The sequence below is a fragment of the Lysobacterales bacterium genome, assembly GCA_019634735.1.
GTDB lineage: Bacteria > Pseudomonadota > Gammaproteobacteria > Xanthomonadales > UBA2363 > Pseudofulvimonas.
In genome coordinates this window covers 1-16,205 of the sequence record JAHCAT010000007.1, presented here as the reverse complement: position 1 = coordinate 16,205, position 16,205 = coordinate 1, and the positions used below count along the sequence as shown (strand labels likewise).

12 protein-coding genes are annotated in these 16,205 nt (G+C 70.5%); 6 read left to right on the top strand and 6 right to left on the bottom strand.

Annotated features, from left to right (window positions below):
- Window positions 1–15 precede the first annotated feature (15 nt).
- Together KF823_08010 and KF823_08005 are read right to left on the bottom strand one after the other, a co-directional pair.
- On the bottom strand, window positions 16–1,146 hold the full coding sequence (locus KF823_08010; protein MBX3725846.1) for a PilT/PilU family type 4a pilus ATPase: 1,131 nt from the start codon (window positions 1,144–1,146) through the stop codon (window positions 16–18).
- Window positions 1,143–2,180, bottom strand: coding sequence for a type IV pilus twitching motility protein PilT (locus KF823_08005; protein ID MBX3725845.1), 1,038 nt, complete (start codon window positions 2,178–2,180; stop codon window positions 1,143–1,145). Before KF823_08005 ends, KF823_08010 begins: the two co-directional genes overlap by 4 nt.
- Before the next feature lie 118 nt (window positions 2,181–2,298).
- Between KF823_08005 and KF823_08000 the strand changes: the two genes are divergently transcribed.
- Entirely contained in the window at window positions 2,299–2,997 is a 699-nt protein-coding gene (locus KF823_08000; GenBank protein ID MBX3725844.1) for a YggS family pyridoxal phosphate-dependent enzyme, read from the top strand.
- A 15-nt stretch (window positions 2,998–3,012) separates the two neighbouring features.
- Here KF823_08000 and KF823_07995 read toward each other — a convergent pair whose 3' ends face one another.
- Both KF823_07995 and KF823_07990 read right to left on the bottom strand, forming a co-directional pair.
- Entirely contained in the window at window positions 3,013–5,790 is a 2,778-nt protein-coding gene (locus tag KF823_07995; protein MBX3725843.1) for a valine--tRNA ligase, read from the bottom strand.
- 403 nt (window positions 5,791–6,193) lie between these two features.
- A complete protein-coding gene (locus KF823_07990) occupies window positions 6,194–7,060 on the bottom strand; it encodes a tryptophan 2,3-dioxygenase (GenBank protein ID MBX3725842.1) in 867 nt (288 codons plus the stop codon).
- 142 nt (window positions 7,061–7,202) lie between these two features.
- On the opposite strand from KF823_07990, the gene pdhA reads away from it, so the two are divergent.
- The 4 genes from pdhA to KF823_07970 are packed head-to-tail and all read left to right on the top strand — an operon-like array spanning window position 7,203 to window position 11,231.
- Window positions 7,203–8,282, top strand: a complete 1,080-nt coding sequence (pdhA, locus tag KF823_07985) for a pyruvate dehydrogenase (acetyl-transferring) E1 component subunit alpha (protein MBX3725841.1) — start codon at window positions 7,203–7,205, stop codon at window positions 8,280–8,282.
- Entirely contained in the window at window positions 8,275–9,252 is a 978-nt protein-coding gene (locus KF823_07980; protein ID MBX3725840.1) for an alpha-ketoacid dehydrogenase subunit beta, read from the top strand. The genes pdhA and KF823_07980 overlap by 8 nt, the downstream gene beginning before the upstream one ends.
- 27 nt (window positions 9,253–9,279) lie before the next feature.
- Window positions 9,280–9,795 carry a hypothetical protein gene (locus tag KF823_07975; GenBank protein ID MBX3725839.1) on the top strand — a complete coding sequence of 172 codons (516 nt, stop codon included), beginning with the start codon at window positions 9,280–9,282 and terminating at the stop codon, window positions 9,793–9,795.
- 2 nt (window positions 9,796–9,797) lie between these two features.
- Entirely contained in the window at window positions 9,798–11,231 is a 1,434-nt protein-coding gene (locus tag KF823_07970) for a 2-oxo acid dehydrogenase subunit E2 (GenBank protein MBX3725838.1), read from the top strand.
- Window positions 11,232–11,490: 259 nt separating this feature from the next.
- On the opposite strand, the gene KF823_07965 is transcribed toward KF823_07970, so the two are convergent.
- Entirely contained in the window at window positions 11,491–12,828 is a 1,338-nt protein-coding gene (locus KF823_07965; protein MBX3725837.1) for a tryptophan--tRNA ligase, read from the bottom strand.
- Between the two features lie 262 nt (window positions 12,829–13,090).
- Entirely contained in the window at window positions 13,091–15,844 is a 2,754-nt protein-coding gene (locus KF823_07960) for a hypothetical protein (GenBank protein MBX3725836.1), read from the bottom strand.
- Between KF823_07960 and KF823_07955 the strand changes: the two genes are divergently transcribed.
- A partial coding sequence (locus tag KF823_07955) for a hypothetical protein (GenBank protein ID MBX3725835.1) occupies window positions 15,843–16,205 on the top strand: 363 nt, incomplete at its 3' end. The genes KF823_07960 and KF823_07955 overlap by 2 nt on opposite strands.

Sequence of the window (16,205 nt, the reverse complement as noted above, 5' to 3'; positions counted from 1 at the left end):
CGACGAACGGGCCGATCACTCCAGCAGGTCGACCTCGCCCAGGCCCTTCGACAGCGAATGGGCGTCGCCGCCCTTGGCGAGCTTGATCGACAGCCGCACCTCGTTGCTGGAGTCGGCGTAGCGCAGGGCGTTCTCGTAGGAGATCTCGCCGGCGTGGTACAGCTCGACCAGGCTCTGGTCGAAGGTGCGCATGCCCAGGTTGGTGGATTCCTTCATCACTTCCTTGAGCTTGTGCACGTCGCCGTTGCGGATGTAGTCCTGCACCAGCGGTGTGCCCAGCAGCACCTCCATGGCGACGCGGCGGGCCTTGCCGTCGACGGTGGGCAGCAGCTGCTGGGCGACCACGCCCTTGAGGTTCAGCGACAGGTCCATCAGGGTCTGCGGCCGGCGGTCCTCCGGGAAGAAGTGCAGGATGCGGTCGATCGCCTGATTGGCGTTGTTGGCGTGCAGCGTCGCAAGGCACAGGTGGCCTGTCTCGGCGAAGGCGATCGCGTGGTCCATGGTCTCGCGGGCGCGAATCTCGCCGATCAGGATCACGTCGGGCGCCTGTCGCAAAGTGTTCTTCAGCGCCGCCTCGTAGCTCTCGGTGTCGATGCCGACCTCGCGCTGGGTGATGATGCAGCCCTCGTGGCGGTGCACGAACTCGATCGGGTCCTCGATGGTGATGATGTGGCCTGACGAGTTGCGGTTGCGGTAGCCCAGCATCGCCGCCAGCGAGGTGCTCTTGCCGGTGCCGGTGGCACCGACGAACAGCACCAGGCCGCGCTTGACCATGGCCAGTTCCTTGATCACCGCGGGAAGCTGGAGCTCCTCGATGGTCGGGATCTTCATCTCGATGCGGCGGATCACCATGCCGACCGCGTTGCGCTGGTAGAAGCAGCTGACGCGGAAACGGCCCAGCCCGGACACACTGATCGCGTAGTTGCATTCGTAGGTCTTCTCGAACGCCTCGCGCTGGCTGGGGTTCATCGAGTTCAGCACCAGCTCCTTGCTCTGGTGCGGGGTCAGCGGCTGCTCGGTCAGCGAATGCAGCTTGCCGTGCACCTTGATGCAGGGCTGCCGCCCGGCGGTGATGAACAGGTCCGACGCCTTCTTGTCGACCATGGTCCGCAGGAAGCCGACCAGCTCGATGCCTTCCTCGCTCATCGGAAGATCTCCTTCTGCTTGGCGTAGCTGATCGCGGTCTGCTTGGTGACCAGGCCACGCCGCACCAGGTCCTGCAGGCACTGGTCGAGGGTCTGCATGCCGTGCTGCTGGCCGGTCTGGATCGCCGAGTACATCTGCGCGACCTTGTCCTCGCGGATCAGGTTGCGGATCGCCGGGATGCCGACCATGATCTCGTGCGCTGCAATGCGCCCACCACCGACCTTCTTGAGCAGGGCCTGGGCGATCACCGCGCGCAGGGACTCCGACAGCATCGAACGCACCATCGGCTTCTCGCCGGCCGGGAACACGTCGATGACGCGGTCGATGGTCTTGGCGGCGCTCGAGGTGTGCAGGGTGGCGAACACGAGGTGGCCGGTCTCGGCGGCGGTGAGCGCCAGACGGATGGTCTCCAGGTCGCGCATCTCGCCGACCAGCACGTAGTCGGGGTCCTCGCGCAGCGCCGAGCGCAGCGCCTCGGCGAAGCCATGGGTGTCGCGGTGGACCTCGCGCTGGTTGATCAGGCAGCGCTGCGGGGTGTGCACGAACTCGATGGGGTCCTCGATCGTCAGCAGGTGCGCGTATTCCTTGCGGTTGATGTGGTCGATCATCGCCGCCAGGGTGGTCGACTTGCCCGAACCGGTCGGCCCGGTGACCAGGATCAGGCCCTGGGGCTGGTCGAGCAGTTCCTTGAACACCGGCGGGCAGCCGAGGTCCTCCAGCGACAGCACCTGCGAGGGAATCGTGCGGAACACCGCGCCGGCGCCGCGGTTCTGGTTGAAGGCGTTGACGCGGAAACGCGCCAGGCCCGGGATCTCGAACGAGAAGTCGACCTCGAGGAACTCCTCGAAATCGCGGCGCTGCTTGTCCGACATGATGTCGTAGACCAGGCCATGCACCTGCTTGTGGTCCAGCTCCGGCAGGTTGATCTTGCGCACGTCGCCATCGACGCGGATCATCGGCGGCAGGCCCGCAGACAGGTGAAGGTCCGAGGCCTTGTTCTTGACCGAGAACGCCAGAAGCTCGGCGATATCCATTGACTCCCCCGCGCGTAGAATCCTTTCCGGAGCCGGATCGGCCGAGCGGGCCGGTCGCGGCGCTCTATGCCGGCCCGCCGGGCCGGCCCGACCGAGTATAGCGCCGCATTTTTCCCCGATGAGCGACCCGCTTCACGACGCCTGGCGACGCTGCCGCGAGGCCATCGACGCCGCCGCCGGCCCTGGCCGGCACGTGCTGCTGGTCGCCGCCAGCAAGGCGCAGCCGCTGGCCCGGGTGCGGGTCCTGGCCGCGGCGGGGCAACGGGACTTCGGTGAGAACTACGTGCAGGAGGCGCTGGCCAAGATCGCCGGCTGCGCCGACCTGGACCTGGTCTGGCACTTCATCGGGCCGCTGCAGTCGAACAAGGCCCGCGAGGTGGCCCGCCACTTCGACTGGCTGCACAGCCTGGACCGCGACAGCCTGCTCGATCCCCTGGACCGGCACCGGCCGGCGGCTTCGGACCCGCTGCAGGTGCTGGTGCAGGTCAACATCGACGGCGAGGCCGGCAAGTCCGGCTGCGCGCCGCAGGATGTGCCGGCCCTGGCCGACGCGGTGGCGGCGCGCCCGAACCTGCGCCTGCGGGGCCTGATGGCCATTCCGCGGCCGGACCCCGACCCGGCCCGGCGGCGCGCGGCATTCGCGGCGATGGCGGCGCTGTTCGCCGACCTGCGCGCCCGGCACCCGGAGGCCGACACCCTGTCGATGGGGATGAGCGAGGACTGGCCGCTGGCGGTCGCCGAAGGCGCCACCCTGGTGCGGATCGGCTCGGCCCTGTTCGGGCCGCGGCCGGCGAAAGCGGCCGCGGCGCCGGACTGAAGCGCGCGGCGCCGCTCAGCCGCCGGCCAGCCGCCCGCGCTGGGCCAGCAGCGCCTCGCGCTGGCCCTGCCAGTCGGCCAGGCGGGCGCGCTCCTGGTCGACCACCTCGGCCGGGGCGTTGGCGACGAACCGCTCGTTGCCGAGCTTGCCCCGGCACTTGCCGATCTCGGCGTCGATCCGCGCGACCTCGCGGTCCAGGCGGCCCAGTTCGGCGTCGATGTCGATCAGCCCGGCGACCGGAACCAGGACCCGCTGCTCGCCGGCCTGGGCGACCAGGGTGGCGCCGGCCGGCTCCGCCTCGCCCGCCGCCAGGGCGCGCAGCGAACCGGCGCGCGTCAGGAAGCGCAGCTGCGCCTCGAAGCGGCCGATCAGCGCCTGCTGGCCGGCATCGCCTCCGGCGAACAGCAGCTCGACCTCGCGCCCCGGCGACAGGCCCATCTGGCTCTTGAAGGCGCGCACGCCGGAGACCACGGACTTCAGCCACTCGATCCGGCGCACCGCCTCGGCATCGCCGGCGGCCGTCTGCGGCCACGGCCGCAGGCACACAGTGGCCTCGGCCAGGCCCAGGCGCGGCGCCACCTGCTGCCAGATCGCCTCGGTGACGAACGGGATGATCGGGTGCAGGGCACGCAGCGCCGCCTCCAGCACGTGCAGGGCGGTGTGCTGGACGCTGCGCCGGGCGACGTCGTCGTTGCCCTGCAGGGCCGGCTTGGCCAGCTCCACGAACCAGTCGCAGAACTCGTCCCAGACGAAGCCGTACAGCGCCTGCGCGGCCAGGTCGAAACGGTAGGCCTGGAACTGCGCGTCGACCTCGGCGACGGTCGCCGCCAGCCGCGCCAGGATCCAGCGCTCGGCATCGCCGGCGCCGGCCGGCGCGGCGGCGCCGTCGGCGCGGAAGTCCTCGGTGTTCATCAGCACGAAGCGCGCGGCGTTCCAGAGCTTGTTGCAGAAAGCCTTGTAACCCTGGCAGCGATCGAGGTCGAACTTGATGTCGCGGCCGTGGCTGGCCAGCGAGGCGAAGGTGAAGCGCAGCGCGTCGGCGCCGAACGCCGGGATGCCGTCCGGGTAGTCCTTGCGGGTCGCCTGCTCGATGGCCTTCGCCATCTTCGGCTGCATCAGGCCGGCGGTGCGCTTGGCGACCAGCGCGTCCAGGCCGATGCCGTCGATCAGGTCGATCGGGTCCAGGATGTTGCCCTTCGACTTCGACATCTTCTGGCCGTCCTTGTCGCGCACCAGGCCGGTGATGTAGACGTCGTGGAACGGCACCTTGCCGGTCAGCCGATCGGTCATCATCACCATCCGGGCCACCCAGAAGAAGATGATGTCGAAGCCGGTGACCAGCACCGAGGACGGCAGGAAGCGGTCGTAGCCGCGGCCGGCCATCTGCTCCGGGTCCGGCCAGCCCAGCGTCGAGAACGGCCACAGCGCCGAGGAGAACCAGGTCTCCAGGACATCGTCCTCGCGGCGCAGCGGGCCGTCGTACCCGGCGGCGCGCGCGCGCGCCGTGGCCTCGTCCTGGTCGCGGCCGACGTGGATGCTGCCGTCGTCGCCGTACCAGGCCGGGATCCGGTGGCCCCACCAGAGCTGCCGGCTGATGCACCAGTCCTGGATGTTCCCCAGCCAGTGCCGGTAGGTGCTGATCCAGTTGCCCGGCACGAAGCGCACCTGCCCGGATTCGACCAGTTCGAGCCCGCGCCGGCCCAGCGCGTCCATGCGCACGAACCACTGCCAGGTCAGCCAGGGCTCGATCACCTGGCCGGTCCGGTCGCCGCGCGGCACCTGCAGGGTGTGCGGCTTCTCCTCCACCAGCAGGCCCTGCGCGTCGAGGTCGTCGAGCACCGCGCGGCGCGCCTCGAAACGGTCCAGGCCACGGTATGCGCGAGGCGCGTTGTCGTTGAGGCGGGCCTCGTCGGTGAACAGGTTGATCATCGGCAGGCCGTGGCGCTGGCCGATCGCGTAGTCGTTGAAGTCGTGCGCCGGGGTGATCTTGACGCAGCCGGTGCCGAACTCGCGCTCGACGTAGGCGTCGGCGATGACCGGGATCTCGCGGCCGGTGAGCGGCAGGCGCAGCATCTTGCCGACCAGGTGGGCGTAGCGTTCGTCCTCCGGGTGCACGGCGACCGCAACGTCGCCGAGCATCGTCTCCGGCCGGGTGGTGGCGACCGTCAGGAAACCGTTGCCGTCGGCCAGCGGATAGCGGATCGACCACAACGAGCCCTGCTCGGTCTCGCTGACCACCTCGAGGTCGGAGATCGCGGTCTTCAGCACCGGATCCCAGTTGACCAGCTTCTGGCCGCGGTAGATCAGGCCCTCGTCGTACAGGCGCACGAAGGCCTCGACCACCGCCGCCGAGGGCATCGGGTCCATGGTGAACACCTGGCGCGACCAGTCGCCGGAGGCGCCCAGGCGGCGCATCTGCCGGGTGATGGTGTCGCCGGACTGCTGCTTCCACTGCCAGACGCGGTCGATGAAAGCCTCGCGGCCGAGCCCGTCGCGGCTGAGGTTCTCGCCGGCGAGCTGGCGGCTGACCACCATCTCCGTGGCGATGCCGGCATGGTCGGTCCCCACCTGCCAGAGCACGTCGCGGCCGCGCATGCGCTGCCAGCGCACCAGGGCGTCCATCAGCGTGTGCTGGAAGGCGTGGCCCATGTGCAAGGTGCCGGTGACGTTCGGCGGCGGCAGCAGGATGCTGTAGGGCTCGCCCTGCCCCGAGGGCCGGAACACGCCCAGACGCTCCCAGCGCTCGTACCAGGTCGATTCGATGGCGGCGGGGTCGAAGCTCTTGTCCAGCATGGGCGGTTCCAGAGGCGTCACGGCGCAGCCCGGCATTCTACCGCGCCGCTGCGACCCGGCCGGCCGCGATGCCCGCAGCGACCCGGTGTCGATCTACCTGCGGTGGCGAGCTGCCCTGCCCGCGCGCCTGCCGAAACGGGGCGCCCGGACCCGGGACCGGGCTGCCCGCGCGCTGCGAGGCCGGGCATCGCACCCGTCGACCGCCGGAACCCGGGCCCACGACCCGTCCGTTAGCGCCGGTTAACACGGCGATGACTGGCGGCTGAAGACGACCGCCACCGGGATGAACCGATCCGGGCCGGCCCGGTCGGAAGGTACAGACACTCCCTTTCATCGGGGCGCTCCCGCCCCCTTGGGCACACCGTCCGGCCTCCCCGGACGGTTTTTTTTGCCTGGCGCGCGCTCAGTACCCCGCGGCGGTGCCCAGCTCGGTGCGGACCTCGAACAGCTCGGGGAAGAAAGTCAGGTCCAGGGCCCGCTTCAGGAAGGCGACGCCGCTGGAACCGCCGGTGCCGCGCCGGAAGCCGATGATGCGCTCGACCGTCTTCATATGCCGGAAGCGCCAGAGCTGGAAGCTCTCCTCGATGTCGACCAGCTTCTCGGCGACGTTGTAGGCGTCCCAGTGGCCGGCCGGATCCTCGTAGATGCGCTTGAACACCGGCAGCAGGCCGGCGCAGCGGGCATAGGGCAACGACCAGTCCCGCTCCACGCACGAGGCCGGGACGTCATGGCCATGACGGGCCAGCCAGCGCAGGAACTCGTCGTACAGGCCCGGGCTTTCCAGCACCTCTCGAAGCGCGGCCTGGCGCGACGGGTCGTGGTCGAACACCGCCAGCATGCCGGCGTTCTTGTTGCCGAGCAGGAACTCGATGGTCCGGTACTGGAAGGACTGGAAGCCCGAGGCCGGACCCAGCAGGTGCCGGAACTGCAGGTACTCGCTGGGCGTCAGGGTCTCCAGCACCGCCCACTGCTCGAACAGCTGGCGCTGGATCTGCTTGACCCGCGCCAGCACCTTCAGGCACTGGTCCAGGCGGTCGGCGCGGATGAAGCCGAGCGCCGCCTTGAGCTCGTGGATGGCCAGCTTCATCCACAGCTCGGCGACCTGGTGCTGGACGATGAACAGCAGTTCGTCGTGGTGCGGCGGATCGGACACCGGCGCCTGCGCCGACAGCACCTGGTCGAGCCGCAGGTAGCCGCCGTAATCCAGCTTCTCGCGCAGGTCGCGCTCGATCCCGGCTTCCAGGTCGCGCAGGTTCTCGGTGCCGGCCATGGCCCTCTCCGTGGCGTGGAAGCCCGCCAGTATAGCCGCTGGCCGGTGCCGCCCCCGTGGCGGCCCCGGGCTGTCGCATCGCGGCTTGCCTTGCCCGGCCGGCCTTGCTATTCAGGGCGTCTTACCGGGACGAGGACCCATCGTGACCACCGCAGCGACCTTCGAGATCGAGTACCGACAGTACCTCGACCCCGACGGCCATCCGATCGGCAAGCAACTGCCGGCGATCGCCAGGGACCTCGACCACCTGGTCGAGCTGTACCAGTTGATGAGCTTCACCCGCGTGTTCGACACCAAGTCGATCGCCCTGCAGCGCACCGGCAAGCTCGGCACCTACGCCTCCTGCCTGGGCCACGAGGCCGCGCACGCCGCGATCGGCTCGGCGATGCGGCCGGAAGATGTGCTGGCCCCGGCCTACCGCGAGTACGCGGCGCAGTTCTACCGCGGCGTCAAGCCGCGCGACGTGCTCATGTACTGGGGCGGCGACGAGCGCGGCAACGATTTTTCCGGCCCGCGCCACGATTTCGCCTGGTCGGTGCCGATCGCCACCCAGTGCCTGCACGCCGCCGGCAGCGCGCTGGCCTTCCGCATCCGCGGCGAGCAGCGGGTCGCGGTCAGCGTCTGCGGCGACGGCGGTTCCTCGAAGGCCGACTTCTACGCGGCGCTCAACTGCGGCGGCGCCTTCGAACTGCCGCTGGTGCTGGTGGTGGTCAACAACCAGTGGGCGATCTCGGTTCCGCGCAGCAAGCAGACCGGCGCCAAGACCCTGGCCCAGAAGGGCATCGCCGGCGGCCTGCACTGCCTGCAGGTCGACGGCAACGACCTGATCGCCTGCCGGGAGGCCATGGACCAGGCCCTGGACCGCGCCCGCTCCGGCGGCGGCGCCAGCGTCATCGAGATGGTCACCTACCGTCTGCACGATCACACCACCGCCGACGACGCCCGCCGCTACCGCGACGATGCCGAGGTCAAGGCGGCCTGGCAGCGCGAGCCGATCGGCCGCCTGCGCGCCTACCTGACCCGGCTGGGCGCCTGGAGCGACGCCCGCGAGGACACCTGGAAGGCGCAGTGCGAGGAACGCGTCAACGAGGAGGTCGACGCCTACCTGTCGACCCGTGCCCAGCCGGTCGAGGCGATGTTCGACCATCTGTACGGCGACACGCCGCTCGAGATCGCCCAGCAACGCGCCCTTGCCGTGGCCCGCGAGGTGAAGCATGGCTGAGATCACCTTGATCGAAGGCGTCACCCAGGCGCTCGCCTGGGAGATGCGAAACGACCCCTCGGTGGTCGTGCTTGGCGAGGATGTCGGCGTCAACGGCGGCGTGTTCCGCGCCACGGTCGGTCTGCAGGAACAGTTCGGCCCGTGGCGGGTGATCGACACGCCGCTGTGCGAGACCTCGATCGCCGGCCTGACCGTCGGCATGGCCTGCCAGGGCCTGAAGCCGGTCGCCGAGGCGCAGTTCGAGGGCTTCATCTACCCGATGCTCGAACACCTGATGTGCCACGCCGTGCGCATGCGCAACCGCACCCGCGGGCGGCTGACCTGCCCGCTCGTGGTGCGCGCGCCCTGGGGCGGCGGCATCCGCGCGCCCGAGCACCACTCCGAGGCCAACGAGGCGCTGTTCGCCAACGTGCCCGGCCTGCGCATCGTCATCCCGTCCTCGCCGGCGCGCGCCTACGGCCTGCTGCTGGCGGCGATCCGCGATCCCGACCCGGTGATCTTCTTCGAGCCCAAGCGCATCTACCGGCAGTACAAGGAAGAGGTTTCCGACGACGGCGAAGCCCTGCCGCTGGACGTCTGCTTCGTGCTGCGCGACGGCCGCGACGTGACCCTGGTGAGCTGGGGCGCGACCATCAAGGAGACCCTGGAGGCCGCCGACGCCCTGGAGGCCGAGGGCATCAGCGCCGAGGTCATCGACGTCGCCACCATCAAGCCGCTGGACTTCGACACCATCCACGAATCGGTGGCCAAGACCGGCCGCTGCGTGATCGTCCACGAGGCGCCGAAGAACGTCGGCGTCGGTGCCGAGATCGCCGCCCGCCTGGCCGAGCAGGCCATGTACGACCTGCTGGCGCCGGTCGAGCGCGTGACCGGCTACGACACCCACATTCCGCTGTTCCGGCTGGAGATGAAGTACCTGCCGCCGGTCGGCCGCATCGTCGAGGCGGCCAAGCGGACCCTGGCGGCCTGACCGCCCGACAGACCGGAGCACGACACGATGGGCAGATCCTGGACAGCCCCCCTGCTGAGCACGCTGATGGCGCTGGCGATCCCCGCTGGCGCGTCCGCGCAGACCGGCGGCATCCCGGCCCCGGCCCTGACTACCGAGCCCAGTCCGCCGCCTGCGGGGCTGCCATTCCAGGCCACGTTCTGGCGATGGAGTTCGGTCCCCACCGGGGGCTTCGGTGGCAACGCACCGACCATCGTCATCGACGGAACCGTGGTGAGGATCCACTTCGACCCCGGCTGCGGCTTCCTGTGTCCGCCCGCCAGCGTCTACCGCGCCTGGCCATTCACGATGCCGGCCCTGCCCGCCGGCACCCATACCGTGATTTTCGGCACCTCCAGCGCCGACGTCGCGCAGTTCCAGTTGACCGTGGGTGGGGGCGTCCCCGCCACGCCGGTGCCAGCCGTCGCCTCCTGGTCGCTTGCACTGCTCGTCCTGCTCACTGTCGCCATCGCAGCCCTGCGCCGGCCCAGGCAGCGGCATTCCCTCAACCGTGTTCGCAGGTGACCATGAAGACCTTCATCCTCCCCGACCTTGGCGAAGGCCTGCCCGATGCGGAAATCGTCGAGTGGCACGTCAAAGAGGGCGACCTCGTCAAGCTCGACGCGCCGCTGGTCTCGATGGAGACCGCCAAGGCGGTGGTCGAGGTGCCCTCGCCCTATACCGGCACCGTGGTCAAGCTGTTCGGCGGTCCCGGCGACGTGATCGCCACCGGCAGCCCGCTGGCCGGCTTCGAACTGGCCGAGGGTGCCGCACAGCGCGCCGAGGCCGAGGACACCGGCCACCACCACGCCGGGCCCGCCGGCCACAAGGGCGCCGGCCGTCCGGTGCCGAACGAGGCCAGCCGCGACGACGGCGATGCGACCACGGTGGTCGCTTCCGACGTCGGTGGCGAGATCCTCGAGGACGACCTGCCCGCACCTGCCGGCAAGGCCGGCGGCGATGCCGGCACCGTGGTCGGCGCGATGGAGAGTTCCGACCGCGTGCAGAGCGAGCGGGTGGCCACGGTCGGCGGCGTCAAGGCGATGCCGGCGGTCAGGGCGCTGGCGAAGAAGCTGGGCGTCGACCTGGCGCGCGTGCGCGCCACCGGCAGCGGCGGCGTGGTCACCCTGGCCGACGTCAAGCAGGCGGCGGCGGACGGCAGCGCGCGCGCCGGCGCGCCGGTCCCGGCCGCTGCGCCCGCCGCCGCGCGGCCTGCCGCACCAACCACTGCGCCCGACAGCGGTGGTGGCGCTCGCGAGCGCACCACGATGTCGGCCGCCGGCCGGCCGGTGCGCACCTCGCCGCCTGGCGACACGCCGCGCACCGGCCAGCCGGAGCCGCTGCGCGGCGTCCGCCGCAACATGGCACGGATCATGGCGCAGGCGCATGCCGAGGTGGTGGCCACGACCCTGTGCGACGACGCCGACCTGCATGCCTGGCCGGCCAGGACCGATGTCACCGCCCGGCTGATCCGCGCCATCGTCGTCGCCTGCCGCACCGAGCCGGCGCTGAACGCCTGGTTCGACGGCGCCGCCGGGACCCGCACCCTGCATCCGCACGTCGACGTCGGCATCGCCGTCGACACGCCGGAGGGCCTGTTCGTGCCTGCCCTGCGCAACGCCGACCTGCTGGACGCCGGCCAGGTGCGCGAGGCGGTCAACCGCCTGCGCGGCCAGGTCGAGGACCGCTCGCTGCCGCCCGAGGACCTCAAGGGCTACACGATCAGCCTGAGCAATTTCGGCGTGTTCGCCGGCCGCTACGCGACCCCCATCGTGGTGCCGCCGTGCGTGGCCATCGTCGCCGCGGGCAAGGCGCGCTTCGAGATGCGCCCGGTGGTTGGCGGCTTCGAGGCGCACAGGATGATGCCGATCTCGCTCACCTTCGATCACCGCGCCTGCACCGGCGGCGAGGCCTCGCGTTTCCTCAAGGCACTGCTCGACGACCTGCAGTCGGCGTCGTAGCGGCCGGCCGGCGGCGACCGGCCGGCGGGGGACGGGCCGGGGGGGGAAGTGCTTGCCTCCGACCTCATCCCCGGCGTATTCCGCCCGTGCGACCGCTCACCACTTCTCCCCTCCCCCGCCTGCGGCGGAGGGGCCGGGGGAGAGGGAGGCGCTTGCCTCACCGGTGATCATCGCCGGGCTGGGCGCAGGGAAGCCGGCATGGTGGAGCGGCGCCGCGGCGCCCGCAGTGCGCGCAGGCGGGGCGGACAGCCTGCGGCGGTCAGGCCGCCAGCAGGGCGAGCGATTCCATGACCGGCGCCAGGTGCGCCGGGTCGGCGCCGCGGGCGACCACCGCGCCGTCCTCGCCCAGCACCTCGAATCCCTCAGGCACAGCCCGGCTGTCGAGCGGCCGACCGGCCACCGCCGCCTTCTTGATTGCGCCGATGGCCTGACCGCAGGCCTTGGGATCGGCGAACGGCACGCTCTCCATCACCACCGTGCCGTGGCCGTCGAGCAGCTTGAAGCGGAACGACTGGTCCTCGCGGAAGGTGACGAAGCGCGGCTGCTCCTGGCGTCCGTCGTCGGCGCCGCGCTCCTTCTCCCAGCGCAGCCCGAACAGCGGCTGCAGGCCGGCGGCGATGCGGACCTCGGCGACCAGGGAAGTCGCGACCGCGCGCGCGCGACGGCCGCCCAGGCGCAGGATCTCCTCGATCTCCCCGGGCCGGCCGACCAGCTGGTAGTAGCGCTCCCGCAGCGGCCGCAGTTCGGAGTCGATGCGCTCGAACAGGCGCTGCTTGGCCTCTCCCCAGGCGATGCCGTCGGCATAGGCCTGGCGCATGGCTGCGCTCTCTTCGGCGCTGGCGAACGCCTGGTACAGCTCGAACAGGGCCGACCCCGCCACCTCCTTCGCCTCACCGGGCGCCCGGGAGTCCGTGACGATGCGGGCGATCGCAGATTTCAGCTCGCGCTCGGGCAGCCACAGCGGGATGGTGTTGTCGTAGCTCTTGGACATCTTGCGGCCGTCGAGACCCGGCAAGGTCGCGACCTGGTCGTCGACCTGCGCCTCGGGCAGCACGAAGTGCTCGCCGTAATGGTGGTTGAAGCGCGCGGCCATGTCGCGCGCCATCTCGATGTGCTGGATCTGGTCGCGACCGACCGGGACCCGATCGGCATTGAACGCCAGGATATCGGCCGCCATCAGCACGGGGTAGAGGAAAAGGCCCATGGTGATGCCAGCATCGGCGTCCTCGCCGGCCTGCAGGTTGGCGTCGACGGCGGCCTTGTAGGCATGGGCGCGGTTGAGCAGCCCCTTTCCGGCACTGCACGCCAGTATCCAGGCCAGCTCCGGGATCTCGGGGATGTCCGACTGCCGGTAGAAGCAGACCCGCTCCGGATCCAGGCCGCAGGCCAGCCAGCTGGCCGCGATCTCCAGGGTGGAGCGGCGCACGCGGTCGGCGTCGCCGCACTTCACCAGGGCGTGGTAATCGGCCAGGAAGAAGAAGGACTCGACGCCCGCCCGGCCGCTTGCGGCGATCGCAGGGCGGATGGCGCCGACGTAGTTGCCCAGGTGCGGGGTGCCGGTCGTGGTGATGCCGGTGAGGACGCGCTGTCGACTCATCTGCAGGTGCTATGGCGTGTGCGGAAACGGGGCGGGAAGTCTAGCCCGTATGCCAAGCCGGGGCGCGGCCCCGGGCACCGCGCCCGCCTGTCCTGTGGGCGCCGCCACAGCGGCGCCGGTCCGGCCGGGACGCGGCAGTGACCGTCCTGCCTGCCGCTGCCAACCGTGGCGCAGCCGGCCGGAGCGTCCACCGCCCCGGCCGCAGGGCCCTCCGCCGCCTGGCCGGACCCGGTGTCCGGCGCCGACGGAGGGCCTGGCCCACTCAGGGCGCCTCGAAGCCGTCCGCGAAGATCAGGTCGTTGTCGGCCTGACAGGCCTGCACGCGGATGTCGTCCACGTACCAGCCCTCGCGCGCCACCGAGTTGTCCGTGCCCAGCCGCCAGCGCAGCTGCACGTTGCTGCCCGCATACGGGCTCAGGTCCACCAGCGTATCGTCGTACGGACGGCCCGGCGCCGGCTCGCACCAGGCGTTCAGGCCCGCCAGCGGATTGGCGAAACTGGCGCTGATCGGACCACGGTACGGGTCGTTCAGCAGGCCCGCCCCGGTGATCTGCGTGAAGGCACCGCCATTCACCGACACCTCGAGGATGCCGCCGTCATAGCACGCCGTGGCGCCGTTGTTCTCGATGTTGCGCCAGTTCTGGAACTTCAGCGTCAGCGGCAGATCCGCCGCCGGCAACGCGATGGTCGGCGAGGTCAGCCGCTGGTCCGACACGGTGGGAATGTCGACCGCCAGCGCCGCATTGCCGCCCGACAGCGGACTCGGCCGCACGTTCGACACCGCCCAGGTCTGCGCGCCCACGCTGCCCGCCGTCGAGAAGCCGCCCAGACCGCCCGTGAAGTCCTCGGTGAAGATGACCACTGGCGTGGTGCTGTCGTCGCAGTCGCCGGGAGCCGGCTGGGTCTTGAACGTGAACACGGCCGAGGGCGTCGCGGTGCCGCAGGCATTGGCGGCAGTGACACGCCACCAGTAGGAGGTGTTGGACGCCAGGGCCGGACTCACCTGGACCGAGGTCAGGTCGTCGACCGTCTGGCTGAACACGAGGGTCCCGAAGCCGGCATCGCTGGCCACCTCGACCAGGTAGCTGGTGGCGCCGCCGGAGCTGGCGGCCGACCAGGTAAGGGTCGGCTGGAACGACACGCCCACGGCATTGTTGGCGGGCGAGCTCAGGCCGACCGCACCGGGCGCAACGTCGTTGAGCACGAAGGGCACGGTACGGTTGACCTCGTCGCCGCCGCTGGTACCGGTGACCACCAGCGCATAGTTGCCGGGGGTGGCGGCGCCCAGGGCACCGACCGTAAGCACCGAACTGCCCGGCGTCACGACCGAGGGGGGCGCGAACGCGACCGTGCTGCCGGTCGGTTGGCCCGCCGCGGACAGCGCCACGGTCCCGGTGAAGCCCGGTTCGGACTGCAGCACGTCGATGTCGAGCGCGACGGAGCCGGCACTGGCGCAGGCCGCGACAGTGGCCGGATCGACGGCCAGCGCGAACGGCGAGACGCCGATGCCATCGATGAACAGGGGTGCGCCGCCGATCGGGTCCAGGTAGTCGCGCATGCGCGTGGACGGCGTGCCCAACCCCTCCCAGGCGTGGGCCAGCTGCCCGTAGAAGTCCGAGAGATTGGCGCCGGTGGCACCGCATGCGGCCGGTCCGCCGCTGAGCACGCCGATGAACCGCTGGGCGGCCGTGTACAGCGGCGATCCCGAGGAGCCGCCCTCGGTGACCGCGGGTGGGATGACCGCCGGCGCGCCGCCGGGCATGTTCGGCAGCTCGGGCGGGTTGGGATGCCAGAACGGGTGCCAGTGCACGCCCGTGGCGGCGGCGATGTTGCCGACCTGGATGTCCTGGGCGACGAAGGTGATGCGCTTTTCATGGACGCCCGGGTGATGGATGCTGGCGCACAGGCCATCGGTCGTGTTGGGCGCACCCTGCGCGCAGGCGGTGGGCGGCGGCCGGCGGTCCCAACCCGACCAGAACAGGTTCCAGTCCGGATTGGGCGCGTTGTTGAGCTCGATCAGGGTCATGTCCGAGCACTGGCTTCCGACCGTGCAGCCGCCACCACTGAAGGGGTTGACCGTCGCCGCCAGCCAGGTGCCGCCGCTGCTGCTGGTCGCCGGGTTCGGCGGATTGGTCGATGTGCCCCCGGCGGCGCCCGGGCGACGACAGCTCGGCCACTCGTAGTTCCAGTACACGACGATGCTGGGCGCCTGGGCGGCGTTGATGCAGTGCGTGGCGGTCATGAACAGCGGACGACGGTCGTTGGCCGTGTTGTTGACCAGCGAGCCACTGCAGGCGAACGTACCGCTGCGCGAATAGGCGCCCACCGAACGACGCGGCTCGTTCCAGGGATCGCCATCGGACAGGCAGGCGACGTCCTGGTTGCACGCCCCGGAGCGGCCACCGCCGTCCTTGCACTGCTTGCCGCCGGCATCCAGATCGAGGTCGGGCTGCAGGTATTCCTTCACCGCATCGCCGAAGCCGCGGTAGCCCTGGTTGATGCTGCCCAGCTCCAGCTGGACCGCGGGGCGCCGCTCGGTCGGCACGTTCAGTTCCACGATCACCTCGTCGCCGGCGATGATCGGCGTCCACAGCTCGTCGTGGACGTTGTTGTGCGCGGCGGTGTACGGCCCGGCGAGCTGACTGCGATCGGCGCTGTACAGGTACAGCGCCGCGCCTTCCGGCAACCGGAACCGGGTGAACCCGAAGTTCACCGAGACCGCATTGGCAGCCTTGACGCGCAACCGCCAGATGCTTGCATCGCCGGACTGCTCCCAGTCGGCGCTGTGCGCCACGTTCAGCAGTTCCGGATGCGCGATGGCGAAGCGGGGAGGCTGCCCCATGGCCTCGTTGAAGGCGTCTTCCTCGGCAAGCTGCGTGATGTCCAGGGCCGCCAGCTGCCGTGTCGGCACCTGGTCTATTGCGCGCAAGGCGTCCTGCTGCCAGCTGAGCGGGTTCGCATGTACGGCTGCACTGAGCAGCAGTGCCAGCAATGCCGCGAATGTTCGGATGGTCATGGCGGACGACCTCCCACTGTGGATGAAGGGGCAGCCTACCCGAGGACAGCGGAGGGCAAAACCCGCAGCGTTGATGCAGTGCGACATCGGCGTGGGCGGCACGCAGACCGCGCACCGGATCGTGATCGGCTTCGCATCCTTGCTCGAGACCCTGATTTTTGTCGTACCCGCGCCCTGGACAGCCCGGCTGAGAGACGACGCCAATCAGGTCTCGGCGAGAGATAGGGAGCAGATCGCGCCCCGCTTGCCGAACACCGAACATCGCACACCGAACCCGGAGCGGTGTCGAGTCGTTCGCTTCAAACAGCGAAGGCCCCGCCTGGGCGGGGCCTTCGACTTGACGCAAGCCGGTCCGGCGGGG